This is a genomic window from Marinobacter litoralis (assembly GCF_016427555.1).
Taxonomy (GTDB): domain Bacteria; phylum Pseudomonadota; class Gammaproteobacteria; order Pseudomonadales; family Oleiphilaceae; genus Marinobacter; species Marinobacter litoralis_A.
Genome location: NZ_JAELVS010000001.1, coordinates 1008726 through 1023822, shown reverse-complemented (window position 1 = coordinate 1023822; position 15097 = coordinate 1008726). Strand labels below are relative to the sequence as shown.

Here is a 15097-nt window from a genome sequence, read left to right as displayed (position 1 = left end):
TGTTGCTTGGCAACGCGGCCTTTCGCGTTCTCGTTCCCAATGTAATCGTCAGGTTTCAGCCCGTGAATGGGTCAATGGAGGGGAACAACTGGTACCTTGGTAGTACACGCAAAGCGCCCCTTCATACCGCTACGCATCAGTTCCCAGAAACCGATTCCACGTAGGTTCTGATAGACCAGATCGCGGTTTGTCCCAGGTTGTCTTTGAAGGACGGCATACCCCGATCGGTTCCGTTCATGACGCGTCCGATAAAATAGCCGTCATCCCACTCGGTCAGTTCTCTGAGGTCTGGCGTCAAGCCGCCTGATTGCGCCTCGATACCGTGACAACCTGCGCAATTTCCCGCGTATGCACTCTCTCCCACCTCGATGGCTTTGCTTTTCAACTCGCCGAATTCATTCCCTTCGCGAAACGGGTTTTCGCTGAGCGCTTCGCGCCCCAGATCGGGCAGGTCGCCCGTATCAACGGGTTGCGGTGTGACGTTTCCGTGCCCGATTGCAGTGGCCGCACAGGCCATAAGTCCAGTAGCCATCATCACTTTCATCAAAGGACGTAGAGCATACATATCGGCTTACCTCTTGTTTTCATCTGGGTGGTTCGCTTGGGCCACCTGTTCTGCAGGCAGCGATGCAACCACTTTAAGACCATCAGGAAAGCCTTCTGAATTCCACTTTGGCGGTTCGGGTCTAGTTCCTTGGTAGTGGCTCTCTCGACCAGCAGCCAAAGCACTGCAGGTACCGGTAAGCTTCAACACTCCCCTATCTTTCAGATAGATATCAGCGCATCAGGACGAATTCCCGAATCGCTCCGTGAACTTCCCGAATCTCACGTGATTTTCTCCGTCGCTCAGGACCTTGATCGACGCTAATACTACGATCGTCAATTCGCAAAATTGAGCGATTGTCACAACAACAACCAAGGGGAACGTCATGAAAACAACATTTAACCAACGCCCTCTGTTGCGAAGTATCAGCCTTGCTCTTTCTCTTGGCTGCGCAACAGGCCTGGCAACACAGATCCATGCCAAAGAAGTTACCTGGGAAGACATCGCAAACGACGCACAGACCACTCAGGATGTGCTCGGCTACGGCATCGGACCCAAAGCCCAGCGCTACAGCCCGATGTCCACCATCAACAAAGACAATGTGGAACGTATGGTGCCTGCATGGTCTTTTTCTTTCGGGGACGAGAAACAGCGTGGTCAGGAATCCCAGGCTCTGGTTCATGACGGCATGATTTACATCACCGGATCGTATTCACGTCTCTTCGCACTGGATGCAAGAACCGGCAAAAAAGTCTGGGAATACAACCACCGACTGCCAGAGGGCATCCGTCCCTGCTGCGACGTGGTTAACAGGGGTGCTGCTATTTTTGGTGACAAGGTATTCTTCGGCACACTGGACGCTGGAATCGTGGCCCTGAACAAAGACACTGGCAAAGTGGTCTGGCGTGAGAAATTCGCCGATCACGAAGCCGGCTATACCATGACCGGTGCACCAACGCTGGTGAAAGACCAGAAAACCGGCAAAGTATTGCTTATTCACGGCTCTTCCGGTGACGAGTTCGGCGTGGTCGGCAAGTTGTTTGCGCGCGATCCAGACACCGGAGAAGAAGTGTGGATGCGGCCGTTTGTAGAAGGTCATTACGGACGGCTGAACGGCAAAAAGAGTACGCCAACCGGTGATCCGCGCGCGCCAAGCTGGCCGGACGACCCTAACTCTGAAACCGGAAAAGTCGAAGCCTGGAGCCACGGCGGTGGTGCCCCCTGGCAAAGCGCCAGCTTTGATGCCGAGACCAACACCATCATCATCGGTGCGGGTAACCCGGCTCCGTGGAACACCTGGGCGCGCACTTCTCCCGGCGGCAACCCTCAGGACTACGACAACCTCTATACCTCTGGCCAAGTGGGCGTTGATCCGACCACAGGTGAAGTGAAGTGGTTCTATCAGCATACCCCGAACGATGCCTGGGATTTCTCCGGCAACAACGAATTGGTGCTGTTTGAATACGATGAAAACGGCGAAACCGTGAAGGCTACGGCTCACGCCGACCGTAACGGCTTCTTCTACGTTGTGGACAGAGCCAACGGTGAATTCAAGAAAGCCTTCCCGTTTGTAGACAACATCACTTGGGCCAAACGAATCGGAGACGATGGCCGCCCTGTTGAAGCCGTTGGACAACGTCCACCACCTGTCGCAGAAGGTCAAACCCGAGGCGAAGCCATCGAAGTTTCTCCCCCCTTCCTTGGCGGCAAAAACTGGAATCCGATGGCCTACAGTCAGGATACCGGTTTGTTCTATATCCCGGCTAACCACTGGAAAGAGGACTACTGGACTGAAGAAGTCAGCTACAAGAAAGGCGCCGCCTATCTTGGCCAAGGCTTCCGCATCAAACGCATGTACGACGACCACGTAGGCATTTTACGGGCCATGAACCCGGTTACCGGCGAGATTGAATGGGAGCACAAGGAGCCCATGCCGTTGTGGGCCGGCGTGCTCACCACCAAAGGCGGCCTGGTCTTTACCGGTACCGGTGATGGCTACTTTAAAGCCTTCGATGCCGAGACGGGCGAGGAACTTTGGAAGTTCCAGACCGGCTCCGGAATCATCTCATCTCCAGTGACCTGGGAGATGGACGGTGAGCAATACGTTGGCGTTGCCTCGGGTTACGGTGGCGCGGTGCCACTCTGGGGCGGCGATATGGCCGAGCTAACTAAGCCTATCTCGCAAGGCGGGTCGTTCTGGGTGTTCAAGGTGCCCTCGTGGGCAACCGCGTCCAACTAAACCAATCGGCGGATGCATCACCGGCACTCAGGCCGGTGATGCTTGTGAGAGGATGTATCATGAGAACGATCACAACCCTGTGCCTGGCAGCTTTCATCGGGCCAGTCTTTGCGGGCGATTATCTGGCTGAGGTGAAAGTGCCGGAATTCAATGGCTGCAAACTGGAACCTAAAACGGTTTGTAAAGGCGCAAACCTTTCCGGAGCCGACCTTTCCAACCTTGATTTGAAACTGGCGGATTTCAGTGGCGCAGACCTGTCCGGGGCCAATCTCAGTCACACCAACCTGCGCGGTGCCAATCTTGGTGGAGCCAATCTTGAAAGCGTCCAAGCTTTTCGGGTTACCCTATACAGGGCGAACGTCCGAGGCGCGAACGTGCGTAACGCAAAACTACAGGGTGCACAGGGCCAGTACCTCTTCGCCCAGGGCGCGGACTTCTCCGGTACCAACATGACGGGCGCCAACTTCGATTTCGCCCGCTTTTCCGGCGCCAAACTCATCGATACCGACCTGGCCTACAGCAGTTTTGAAATTGCCTGGCTTCCCAAGGCAAATCTCCACAAAGCCAACCTGCTCGGGGCGAACCTGCAGGAGGCCAAACTCGGGCACGCCAACCTGTCAGAAGCCAACCTGAAACAGACAAGAATTCACTACGCCACTTTTGAAGGGACTTACATGGAAGGCTGCACAGGCTGCCCAACCGACTGGTAGCGCGCACTGTGCGTATCGAGCGCCGGCTTGCTTCCGGCGCGACCATAGCTGGCCAGTCCCGCCTCCACCGCAAAATGCAAAAGCTCGAACGGTGTGGAAATCTGCAATTTGTTCTTCAGCAGTGCAATATGATTGGCAACCGTTTTGGCGCTGATATTCAGGCGAGCACTGATGCCCTCATTGGACTGGCCCTTGGCGATCATCATCAGGATTTCCAGCTCCCGCGGGGTTATTTCTCTGATTCGATGACTCACTGCCTCAGACTGACCCAGTGCCAGTCGGGTGGCCAGCCGATGCTCCAGATACGTTTCGCCCTCAGAAATCTGGCGAAACGCTGCCAGCAGTTCCGATGGCCGGCACTGCTTACTGACATATCCCATGGCGCCGGATTCCAGTGCATGCCGCACCACGTCAACATCATCCAGGTCTGCGAGAAACAAGATGTTGGCCCGGCGCCAACGCTCACGAATTCGGCGACACAACTCCAGCCCCGAAAAATCCGGCAGCATCATTTCCGTGATAACAAGCTGAGGTTTGCGGTCCGTATACAGGCTGACAGCGTCCACGCCCGTTCCCACACCTTCCACGATGATACCCGGCATCAGGCTGCGAAGAAGGCATACTGTACCCTCGCGCACAAAACGCTGGCCGTCTGCAACGATGACTTTCATAGCACACCTCAACGTTAGATAGGGTTAGAGTATTAGAGTGGCGCTGCTCCAACATCCATCCTACGGGTCTGCCAGTCATGGAAAATCGTTCTTTGGTACTGGCTGTTTGCTACTTTTCTCATATGTTGATTGTCAATTCACTTGAGTAGGCTTCCAGTAGAATCACCAATCCGGAATGCCTATGCAGCTCGACGTGGAATCGCTCAGTCACCGATATGGCCCCACACAGGCGCTCACTCGCATACACCTACGAGTGAAACCCGGCCAGTTTCACGCATTGCTGGGTCGCAATGGCGCCGGCAAAACCACTCTGTTTGGGTTGCTGACCCGCCTGCTACACATTCAGAGCGGCGACATTCGTTTCGACGGCATTAGCCTGACGCACCATGCCGCTGAGGTTATGAAAAAGCTAGGCGTTGTCTTTCAGCAAAATGCGCTCGACCTCGATCTGAGTGTTGATCAGAACCTTCACTATCACGCGGCCTTGCATGGGCTCAGCCGGGGAGTTGCACGCGCGCGAATCGATTCGGAACTTGCACGCTTTGATCTTTCATCACACCAGCATCGGCTGGTTCGCACGTTAAACGCCGGCCACCGAAGAAGAATTGAACTCGCGCGGGCGTTGATTCACAAACCCTCATTTCTGCTTCTGGACGAGCCCACGGCGGGTCTGGATGCTGAAAGCCGGCATTTGTTGGTCAGGCATGTGCACGAGTTGTGCTCCGAGCAAGCAATCACCGTACTTTGGGCTACTCATTTGTTTGACGAAATACATCCGGACGACAACGTCTTCATTCTCGACAACGGTCAACTGTTGAAAGAAGGCCCGGCACGAACCCTGATCCCTGCCTACAAAGAACAAGTGCTGGGGCTCATCCCGAAGCATGGTGGGACCACGGTATGACGATCAATATTTATCGGCACTGTCTGATGGGCGTGCTGCGCCGGGAATTCTCCCGGTTCTGGCAGCAACGCAATCGATTTGCTACCGCAGTGATCCGGCCCGTGCTTTGGTTGTTTGTCTTTGCGACCGGATTCGGCGTGACCGCCGAAAACAACACTGCCGAAAGCCTCGACGCAGTGGCCAGCTACAAGGCGTATCTGGTGCCGGGTTTGTGCGGCATGGTCATTCTTTTCAACAGCATGCAGTGTGCGCTGTCGATGGCCTACGATCGCGAGCTGGGCAGTATGCGGGCATTGCTCGTCAGTCCTTTACCACGCCCGTTCCTGCTGTCGGCGAAGTTATTTGCTATCTGTACGGTTTCGATGATGCAGGTGTTCGTCTTTCTGGCCATCGCAACACTCGCCGGGACGGGGCCCTCATGGCTTGGTTACCTGGCCTCCATGCCCACCATGATCATGACGGGATTCATGCTGGGCGCCGCGGGTCTCCTCATCGCTACGTGGATAAAACAACTCGAAAACTTTGCCGGTGTCATGAACTTCGTGATCTTTCCCGTGTTCTTTCTTTCCTCGGCACTTTATCCGTTGGCCCCGATGCGCGATGCCAGTCCCTGGCTTTATTGGGCCTGCCAGATCAACCCCTTTACCCATGCCGTTGAAGCCATACGGCGATCGTTTTCTCTGCAATGGGACCCTCTGACTTTCGGCATCACGGCCGGTACGGCCGTCTTTCTGGCGGTATTAGCGACAACCAGTTTTCGCCCCCAGAGAACCCGAATCCTGCCGGGTCCAGGAACCTAAATTGCACGGAATGCTACTTTAGTACTGGTTTTTTGGTGCGATGGTCGCATTCAACCCCAAGCGCGGATGCCGTGTAATGAAACCATCACAATAATAAACAGAGAGTCGCATTCCATTTGTAGATTCTCTGCACCGGAGGTCGCCATGCTGAACAAGCTCGATGCCGCACTCTCTTCCGAAAACCGGTATCATCACTCGGAAGCCATCCCTCAGAATGAAAACAAACAGGTAGAACCGCCCATGGAGCCGGCCTACAAGATTCTGATTGCCGACGACCACCCTCTGTTCCGGGAAGCCATTAGCAGCGTAATCGCCTCCGGTTTCGAGGGCAGCGACATTCTCGAAACCGATGATCTGGATAGCGCCCTTGAACTCACCCGGAAGAACGACGACCTTGACTTGATTCTGCTGGACCTGAACATGCCGGGCATGCACGGTCTGAACGGTCTGATCACCCTGCGTAACGAAGCACCCACTATTCCGGTGGTAATCGTGTCTGCAGAAGAAGATAAACAAGTGGTGCTTCAGGCAATCACATACGGTGCGGTCGGCTTCATTACAAAATCCTCGCCTCGGCCTCAGATGACTGAAGCGATACAACAGATACTGAACGGTAACGTGTATCTGCCTTCAGACATTATCCGAACCGGCAAAGAAAACACTCAACGCCGCACCCGCAACGAAGAAAACCTGATTTCGCCGGAACTGCTGAGTTCTCTGACCCGACGCCAGCTACTTGTACTTGAGCGCATGGCTAAAGGGGAATCCAACAAGCAGATTGCCTACAACCTCAATATCGCCGAAACCACTGTGAAAGCCCATGTGTCAGCCATCCTGAGAAAGCTGGGCGTGCATAACCGGGTACAGGCCATCTTGTCTGCTGGCGATGTGGACTTCAGCCAGTACCTCAAGCGCTGAACAGAGCCGGCCAGTTACACTACGGCTCTTATTGACGCACCACGTGATGTAACACACTTCGAAGCTTCAACGGTTTGACCGGCTTGTTCATTAGCAAATAGCCCAGCTCTCGAATGTGTTGTTTCAACTCGTTGGTGTAGTTTGCAGTGATCATCAACACCGGCGCCGGCTCAGCTCGCTGGCCGTTAATCTCGGCAACAGCATCCACACCATTTGCCCCCTCATCCAGGTGATAATCCGCCAGCAGCAGATCAACGGACGTACTGGCTATATCGGCCTGAGCCGCCAGGTCCTCAACCGACACCGCGGTAATAACCTCGCAACCCCAGCCTTCGAGCAACGTTTGCATGCCCTCGCAAATAGCCCGATCGTTATCAATCACCCAAACTCGCACTCCGAACAGACTCCTATCCTGCGCCGGCGCCAGCGCCCGGGGCGAAGCCGGCTGTCTGTGCCCGGTTTCACCAATAGGCACCCTAACCGTAAACACCGAGCCTTTGCCCTCAACCGATGAGACCGAAATGTCGTGGCCCAGAATTCGGGCAATCTTTTCGACAATCGCCAGCCCAAGCCCTAAACCTTTGTCGACCTGTGCGCCCTTTGGCCGGATTCGTTTGAACTCCTGAAAGATCTCGGGAAGTTTATCGGCGGGAATGCCAGGCCCGGTATCCCACACCTGTAGCAGCACATGATCACGCTGGCGGCGGCATCCCAATAAAATCCGGCCCTGCCCGGTGTATCGGATCGCATTGGTCAGAAAGTTTCGAAGGATGCGGGCCAGCAACTGAGAGTCAGACCGGACCACCATGGAGCTGGGCACAAAATGCAGAGCCAGCCCCTCCACTGAAGCCATTTGCCTGAATTCCCGGGCGATATTATTGAGCAAATCCCGCAGGTCGAAAGCAGTGACATCCGGTGTAACAACACCTGCATCCAGTTTCGAGATGTCTACCAGGGTTCCCAGCAGATTTTCAACATCATCGAGTGACGAGCTAACAGAACGTACCAACCCTTCGGCTTTCGGCCCGAAACTATGCTCCAGCAAGGCGCTGGTAAACAACCGGGCAGCGTTCAATGGCTGCAAGAGGTCGTGGCTGACCGCAGCCAGAAACTTGGTTTTGGACAAGTTCGCCTGCTCTGCCTCTTGCTTGGCCTCTCTTAACCGGGCTTCTACCGCAGAACGCTCGGCGATCTCGTCTCGAAGTTTCTGGTTCAGCCCGGTCAATGCCGCGGTACGTTCACGAACCCGGTGTTCCAGATCATCGTATGCCTGTTCCAGTGCCATCGCGGTCTTGCGCCGATCGGTGATATCCCGAATCAGTACAAAAAAACCCGTAACCGCGCCGGTTTCATCGCGGTTGGGCACATAGGACCGCAACATATAGCGAGGTTCTCCCTGCTCCGTCTCCTCTTCGAATTCGAACGTTACATTGTGGCCATCCAGCACTTCCAAAATCTGAGGCAACAGGCGTTGATAGAGCTCGTCAGAATGCACGAGTTCTAGGCGCTTACCTAACGGTGAGCCCCCATTGCGGCCATACCAAGCCTCATAGACCTTGTTGCAAAACTGCACCCGAAGGTCTGCACCCACGTAGGCAATCAACGCAGGCACATGGTCGGTTACCACCCGTATCCAGCGCTCGCTTTCTTCCAGCGCTCTGATTCGACGGGCCATTTCACTGTTTTTTACGTCAGTGATGTCCGAGTACAACACCACCAGCCCACCCTCTCGGGTTAGTCGCTCAGTCATCTGTACCCAACGACCGTTCGACAACAGAAAGAGCACACCTTCAGCATCTTCATGGCGTTGCTCTTCCACGATTAACCCCGAGGTCACAGCCAGAGCCTTGATGGCATCAATGTGAGTGCCTACTTCCGGCACAGGCGCACCGGCATGCTCCCAATAACTCCGGAAACGACTGTTGGTCTGAATCAAGCAGTGGTCGCTGTCGAAAAGCACGAAGCCATCGGCGATATTTTCGATTGCGTCACTCAACCGTTGTCTGGAAGTTGCATCCTCTTCTCTGGCCTGGCTAAGAGCCTTATGACTAGCCTTCAATTCATCCATTGCGAGGTTAAGCGCTTCGGTACGCTCCCGCACCTGCTCTGCAAGAATGACCGAATGCTCGAACGCCGCATAAGGCGCTGGCTTGTGCGTCGAGCCGGATTCCACCCGGACAATCAAAGCGTCGCGAATGCGTCGAAGCCGTTCATTCTCCGCCTCCAGTTCTGCAATACGACGATCTTTAGCCGCCGCCTCTGAGCGACCACCCGCGCTAACCAGGGAATTCAGGCTGACCAATGACCACCCCCGTAAACGTCTGGTTTATGTGCATGCCGTTAAATTGCTCGCCGTAAGAGTTAAAGCCCACCACCTTGTGGTCACGCAAGAATGCCGAGACAGACTCCGCCTGCCCGGTCAGTTCGGCTTCCAACCGACGCAAGAAACAGTCGCACGCAAGTGTCACCAAGGGTTTTCCCACTACCCGTTCCGAGGCTGCAAGTTGTGCCCGGACACTCTCTAATAATGACCCCCGGCTCAGGGCCGTCATCACAATTCCGGTTTCCACCGCGCAATAAAATGTCAGGCTGCCATCTGGATTCACCCTCTGCACGGAGCGAACGAAGCAGTTCCCGCCAACCTTTACTCCCAAGGGCTGCAAAGCGAAGACCCTCCGGTCCAGCTGGTCTTCAGAGACCCCCACTGTGCGGGCGTATACCTCCGCTGCGGGCTCTGCGTTCAATTCGAAGACGGTACGGGTTTCCGGGCAGGCGCGGGTTACCACCAGTTTTTCAGTCAGTTCCTGCATGTGGTGTGTAGAAAACACGCGAAAATCCAGCGGTGTATTTACCAGCAGCACCGTTGCAGCACTACGGTGAAAGCGGCCGCCAAAATACACATGGGTGCCGGCCAATCGCTCATCATCGCCGGCGGAACCTCCGAACTGGGGAATAGAGCCCAAAGCCGCATTCAGGGTCGTCAGTACCAGTTCTTCACGGCTCGATAACCCATCAAGCATGGTGATTGCAAAGGTATTGCCGCTCACCGGTGCCAAGCGCGCTTCGCGACAGGTATTCAGCAAACCGTCTATCACGCTCTGGGCGTTTTGCAGGGTAAAACCATCAAACTCGTTAATCAGCGCACAATCGATGGCAAAGTAACGGGCATCAAAACCCAGCGCGCTGATACTTCCGCGGTCATAGCCCCGCTCGGTCAGTTCACCAGCAGACGTACAGCCATAGACGCGGATACTCGGAAATGCTGTCTGAATAGCGGGTCCCAAGCGTTCCAGGTCAAATTCAACCGAACAAAAGAACAGCACACAACCGAGATTTCCATGACGGAGCTGGCGGGAAAGTTCCGCCGCAGCCAGTTCAGGCTCACTCAAGCTAACGCTAGCGGTTCGGACCGCTGGTTCCTGAATATCTGGCTGCATTGACGCGCCTCTCGAGCGAAAAGGTAGATCGTTTTGATTCTACGCTGGTGCCATCACAGTAAAATTCGACTTCGGTGCTTTTTAATAAGGCACTTTAGTCGGAAAAGACAGATGCTGGCACCGCTATCAGCACCTGCCCTGCGGATCAAAACGTGACGATCGCCCCTGCTGCCAAAGTGCCAGTATCGGCCACGGCGGCACCCGATGTCTTAGTCGTCTGCTCGAACAGGTTGTACTCGGCCACCAATTTGAAATGGCTATTCACCTCATGGAACACGGCCAACGAAGTGTTTTCGGTGTCAAAATCGCCCTGATCCGACTCTGTTTCGCCATAAGACGCAACAAACCGGTTTGCCCCCAAAGTGTACGAACCTTGCAACAGGTACCCTTCCGCATCCTCTTCAGAGGCCAGACGCGTATCGCTGATCAACACCGGAACATCCCCTTTCGATTGAAAACCGGACGCTGTCACCGAAACCCCTGCCACCGACGCCGTCAAACCGTAACCGACACCCTGACTGTCAATCTCCGCCGCTGCACTCTCTGAACTCTGGTGCCGTCCGCTTATCCAACCGGCCATAGCCACCCCTCCAACATCAACGCTGTAGGTAACCTCAGCCTCAAATCGCGGCAGTTTTTGCTCAGAACCTGTACCGGTTGTGTTTGCGGGCTCAAAAATACCCGCAGCCACTTCCAACCCACCCATACTCGGAGACCGGTAGGTAATCTGGGCGGAGGGGTTTGGGTAGGGATAACCTGAACGGATGTTACCGAAGGAGACACCCGTCGCAGCGCCGGGAGAACCAAACCCCATCAGCAATTCGTCCCGGAAGATGTTTGAGCGCGCATACAAACCGAAATCCTTACCAAACAGCACCTGCCCAAAGGCGCCGTCTACCGTCGCGTATAGCTGGCGCACATCAATACTGGTGTCCGTCGGCGATTGCAGGCTGTCGTTGATGGTGCTCCAGAATGAAGAACGACCGCCAAGCGTCAGCTCTCCGATCTCTTTGCTAAAGTTGAAGCCAATCGTGTTGGGTAAGAAGCCCATCTTCACATCGGAATCGCGCACATCTCCGATATCATCATCACGATTCACATAAAACGCATTGAAATACCCATCCGCAGAAAACGCGGTTCCGTCCTGATTGTATATCTCAACGGCCGCCTGGGTACCTGCACTGAACGCCATTGATACGCCTGCCACCAGCACTAACCCTGAAGGTTTCATTTTAATGGTCATACATCCCCCGGTTGTTGTTTGAAATCTGGGATCAGAAGCCACCGCAGGGTGCGGCGACCACAAGCACCTGCAGGTGCCTGAAGCCCATAGTCAGGGAATGGCATCTTCGGGAATATTGTTCGTGAGAGTAGATTGCCTGCTCATTTGGGAGGCATCGGATATCAAACTTTCGGGTTACGACTCACCCGGGAATTGCTCTAATTCGGCCAAACAATCGTCCAGGAAGTCATCAGGACACGCTAACACCGCGTCATCGGCCACCACACCGAACTGCACCTGGCCGTCATAGCTGACAACGCTTACGCCCAAGCCGATATCGCCGGCTTGCGGCACCCAGAACATCTGTTCTTTAATCTCACAGCCGGCCAGATAACGCGTTTCCGCGGTGCCCCGCACATTGGAAACCACCGCTGAGGCTTTTCGGTAAAACAAATCAGCCAGAGGTTTTCTTCCCACTTCCGGTAACAATGGCGCGCACGCCGTCAGGCCCCAGGCCAGCCCCGGCTGGATGCTTTTCTTGAGTTTTCGGGTTTCGTGCTTGACCCGGAACAAGCGCTCCAGCGCGCTCTCCCCATCGACGGGCAGTGGCACGAAGACCGTGCCGAAGCAATTGCCAAGCTCGCCCGCCTCCGGCTTGATGCCTTTGGGCATTTGCACGCGGACATCAACCGGTACCGCCGCATGCATAACCGCGTTGTCCAGTTGTTCCGGAGCCAAACCAAGTTTCGGGCGCACAGCGGCCGCCACACAAGCCAGTAACACATCGTTGATGGTCGTATGAGTGCTTTTCGCGATCTTGCGGAAGCGTTCGAGCTCAACCGGTGCAGACCAGCTGCAGCGCCGGCGCCCAAGTAAGGGCCGCTTAAGGTCAGACGGTGTTTCTTCATCCTCGATCAGAAACTCGCTGATCTTGTGCACCAGGCGAGCCCCGCTTTGCACGGCCTTACCCACATGCTTTTGCGGCGAGCCCGAACCTGCGCCTGCACCGGGCACAGCAGTGGCTCCTACTTGGGCCAGCATGGATCCCAGCCACTGCTGGGCCACTTCAGTCCACTGACCCAGTTTGGCTTCTTCCGGGGCACCGTATAAGGCGGGGTATTGCCTTGGTGACGAGGGGCACAGTTGGTCAAAAACATCCAGCAGAGCTAAACCATCGGCGTAACAATGGTGAATTCTCAGCAGCAACGCCGCACCACCTTCTGCATTGGGTGCCAGCCAAAACTTCCAGAGCGGGCGATAAACGGGCAAGGGGTCGTTAAGACGCGTGGAAACCCAGTCCTTCAACTGAGCAGGGTCAAACCTGTCTTGCACAACGTCCAGATGGCGAGCACTGTTAAAGGTAGGGTCTGCCTGCCAATACCACGCCGGGGCACGCCACACAGGGCGATATAAAAAACGCTCCCAGGCCACCCAATATACGTTAAGGAATTCCCGGAAACGGGCCGCGGTAAGGCCTTCAACCCGAAGCATGACGGTAATGGTCATAGGGTTATCCGGCTGTTCCAAAGCCAGCCAGGCCGAATCCGAAGGCAACATGAGATGCGATTGCTCTTGGCTCAAACCTGAAGTTCCCCGATTGAATGTCTTATTATTGCGAGCTCTGCATTGTGCCAGAGTCAGGGTACCGTCTCCATATTCCAACCACCGCACATAATTACAAAAAGTTACGTTACTGTATGGTTTCGCTCTATACTGGAGATATCACTTAGTGCGATTGTTGTACAAACGACAAGCGAACACTCGCTTGGCCCAAATTCGTCATTTGTGTGGGCAGACGGGCAATTCCACACACAGAGCATTCGAGCTACAACTGGGACACAAGCTACGAATAATCCAACAACAAGTAGCCGTGCCGGGAGAAACAACTATGAAAGCCAGTCACATTCGCAAGCTGATTAAACCGATCGATATCGCATACTCCGAGATGTTCTCGGGCCATGTATATCGAGTCGGCAAAGGTGCGGTCTCTACACGCAACCACAGCAGCAGCGCAGAGCACACGGTTATCGGCGTGCACGGCTTTCTGGAAAACCATTGTTATTTCACGCAAACCTATGATGCGTCCACCACCGAGCTGATCCTGCTGACCTGCAGCAACTACCACATTCCGGTTAACGGCGTGACGCCTGAAAAAGCAGAATGGGAAGTTCCCATCAAGTATCTGGAAGGCACCATCGAATACGATGCCTGTATTCTCAATCAGGCTCTGCAGAATCTTCCCACAACCCGGAATATCCGCGTGCACGGGCATTCCCGGGGCGGCGCTGTGATTCTGGAGGCGATTCGTCAGTGGCCTGAACTGTACGAAGAGGTTGAAGTTGTTCTGGAAGCGCCCGTTCTGCCCCAAGGCAAGCTGCACGCGCTGGTAACCACATTGCTGGAGCCGGTCAGTCATGGCATGTGGCCCTGGATCATCCGGTTAATTAACAGTGCGCCGCAATCGGCCTACGGCCAGACTTTTTTTGGCAAGATGAACCCGCGTAAACGCCAGCTGCTGAGCAAGCTGTTCTGTGCCACCAAAGACCATCTCACCATTGTGCGGAACATCGAAGACATCATGGAATGGATGGATCGCACAGACTGCTCGGTATATCAACACATCCGTTACGGCACCTTCCTGATTCCGGCCACCGACCGCATCCTTGACCGCACCGCGATGCTGGCCAGCGCCAGAACCAGCCCGACCACCATGCGCATTGTCGAAACCTCGGCTCCCAGTCATTTTGTCACCCTCGACAGCGTTGAGTGGCTGCCAGACTTCGAGCCGCTTCCCAATACGGCCCAGGCCTGATCGCTGCTCGCACGCTGCAGATGCACCGGTGGCGTGGCTTCGCTAAACTGAGCGCTTTCAAGTTCAGCTTAGTGGAGCTCTGGCATGTATCGTGACCGCCTGATCACAACCGAAGTGCATACGGAAAATGCGCACAGGCTTAAACGCTTATTGCTCGAATACCACGATTTCCGCCAGCTCAAATCCAATCACCCGCTGCAAGAAGGCACCCTCAAGCTCGCGGACTGGCAAGCCGAACGCTTGAAATCCACCCACCAGGACCTCTACCAACACCCGGGCTACCACACCGGGCTGGAATTTTTGCTGTCTGACCTGTACGCACCGGCCGGCATGACCCGGCGCGACGACAACGTAGACCGAATTTTCCCTAAAATGGTGAAGTGGTTACCGGACAACCTGCTGGGCACCTTTTCCGGATTGGTGGAACTGAACCTGGTCACCCAAAGCCTCGATCTTGAGCTGGCCGAGTGGTTTCACGGGAATGACCGGAGCTTCGCGAACATTACCGCGGAAGATTGGTGTGAGGGCTACCGCGCCAGCGGCCAGCTGGAAATTCGCAAACGTCAGCTGGAACTGGTCTCGATCACCGGTCGGCAAATGGACCGCTACGTGCGCAACCGCAGTTTGGGGTGGTTGCTGTCGATGACTCGGGGGGCTGCGGAAAGAGCCGAGCTGGCCGATCTGCACGGTTTTATTCACCGTGGCTACACGGCGTTCCGGAAAATGGACAAGGTGGATGTGCTGATCGAACGGCTGATCAGCCGGGAACAACGAGTGATGGACAATATACTGGCCGGCCACCCGGAGCCTTTCTCGCTGTCGGGTGACCTGTAAGGCGGC

Annotated in this window: 13 protein-coding genes; 7 read left to right on the top strand and 6 right to left on the bottom strand. The window is 55.2% G+C overall.

The genetic code is table 11. The features are described from left to right. Positions 1 to 136: 136 nt before the first annotated feature. Positions 137 to 544: a cytochrome c-550 PedF gene (gene pedF, locus JAO79_RS04655; RefSeq protein ID WP_199006636.1), complete on the bottom strand. Its 408-nt coding sequence runs from the start codon at positions 542 to 544 to the stop codon at positions 137 to 139. Between the two features lie 385 nt (positions 545 to 929). Between pedF and JAO79_RS04650 the strand changes: the two genes are divergently transcribed. Together JAO79_RS04650 and JAO79_RS04645 are read left to right on the top strand one after the other, a co-directional pair. Then, positions 930 to 2783 (top strand): methanol/ethanol family PQQ-dependent dehydrogenase, encoded by a 1854-nt coding sequence (locus JAO79_RS04650; RefSeq protein WP_199005958.1) that lies wholly within the window; start codon positions 930 to 932, stop codon positions 2781 to 2783. Between the two features lie 59 nt (positions 2784 to 2842). After that, positions 2843 to 3493 (top strand): pentapeptide repeat-containing protein, encoded by a 651-nt coding sequence (locus tag JAO79_RS04645; RefSeq protein ID WP_199005957.1) that lies wholly within the window; start codon positions 2843 to 2845, stop codon positions 3491 to 3493. Here the strand turns inward: JAO79_RS04645 and JAO79_RS04640 are convergent. After that, a complete protein-coding gene (locus JAO79_RS04640; protein ID WP_199005956.1) occupies positions 3454 to 4164 on the bottom strand; it encodes a response regulator transcription factor in 711 nt (236 codons plus the stop codon). The two genes, JAO79_RS04645 and JAO79_RS04640, sit on opposite strands and share 40 nt — an antisense overlap. Positions 4165 to 4345: 181 nt before the next feature. Here JAO79_RS04640 and JAO79_RS04635 point away from each other — a divergent pair, with 181 nt between their 5' ends. The 3 genes from JAO79_RS04635 to JAO79_RS04625 all read left to right on the top strand — a co-directional run bounded on the left by JAO79_RS04635 (position 4346) and on the right by JAO79_RS04625 (position 6786). Beyond that, positions 4346 to 5068 carry an ATP-binding cassette domain-containing protein gene (locus JAO79_RS04635; protein WP_199005955.1) on the top strand — a complete coding sequence of 241 codons (723 nt, stop codon included), beginning with the start codon at positions 4346 to 4348 and terminating at the stop codon, positions 5066 to 5068. Further along, positions 5065 to 5868 carry an ABC transporter permease gene (locus JAO79_RS04630; protein WP_199005954.1) on the top strand — a complete coding sequence of 268 codons (804 nt, stop codon included), beginning with the start codon at positions 5065 to 5067 and terminating at the stop codon, positions 5866 to 5868. Before JAO79_RS04635 ends, JAO79_RS04630 begins: the two co-directional genes overlap by 4 nt. A gap of 240 nt (positions 5869 to 6108) precedes the next feature. Beyond that, a complete protein-coding gene (locus JAO79_RS04625) occupies positions 6109 to 6786 on the top strand; it encodes a response regulator (RefSeq protein WP_227664426.1) in 678 nt (225 codons plus the stop codon). Between the two features lie 28 nt (positions 6787 to 6814). Here JAO79_RS04625 and JAO79_RS04620 read toward each other — a convergent pair whose 3' ends face one another. The 4 genes from JAO79_RS04620 to JAO79_RS04605 form a co-directional block, all read right to left on the bottom strand. Next, positions 6815 to 9088: a NahK/ErcS family hybrid sensor histidine kinase/response regulator gene (locus tag JAO79_RS04620; protein WP_413785047.1), complete on the bottom strand. Its 2274-nt coding sequence runs from the start codon at positions 9086 to 9088 to the stop codon at positions 6815 to 6817. Beyond that, positions 9063 to 10223, bottom strand: coding sequence for a nitric oxide-sensing protein NosP (gene nosP, locus JAO79_RS04615; RefSeq protein WP_199005952.1), 1161 nt, complete (start codon positions 10221 to 10223; stop codon positions 9063 to 9065). Before nosP ends, JAO79_RS04620 begins: the two co-directional genes overlap by 26 nt. 145 nt (positions 10224 to 10368) lie before the next feature. After that, the gene (locus JAO79_RS04610) at positions 10369 to 11466 is read right to left on the bottom strand and encodes a porin (RefSeq protein ID WP_199005951.1); all 1098 of its coding nucleotides are present in this window, start codon (positions 11464 to 11466) and stop codon (positions 10369 to 10371) included. 174 nt (positions 11467 to 11640) lie between these two features. After that, complete coding sequence (locus JAO79_RS04605) at positions 11641 to 13002, bottom strand: WS/DGAT domain-containing protein (protein ID WP_199005950.1); 1362 nt, start codon at positions 13000 to 13002, stop codon at positions 11641 to 11643. Between the two features lie 331 nt (positions 13003 to 13333). On the opposite strand from JAO79_RS04605, the gene JAO79_RS04600 reads away from it, so the two are divergent. Both JAO79_RS04600 and JAO79_RS04595 read left to right on the top strand, forming a co-directional pair. Continuing rightward, positions 13334 to 14257: an alpha/beta hydrolase gene (locus JAO79_RS04600; RefSeq protein ID WP_199005949.1), complete on the top strand. Its 924-nt coding sequence runs from the start codon at positions 13334 to 13336 to the stop codon at positions 14255 to 14257. A gap of 84 nt (positions 14258 to 14341) precedes the next feature. Further along, the gene (locus JAO79_RS04595; protein ID WP_199005948.1) at positions 14342 to 15091 is read left to right on the top strand and encodes an FFLEELY motif protein; all 750 of its coding nucleotides are present in this window, start codon (positions 14342 to 14344) and stop codon (positions 15089 to 15091) included. Positions 15092 to 15097 lie beyond the last annotated feature (6 nt).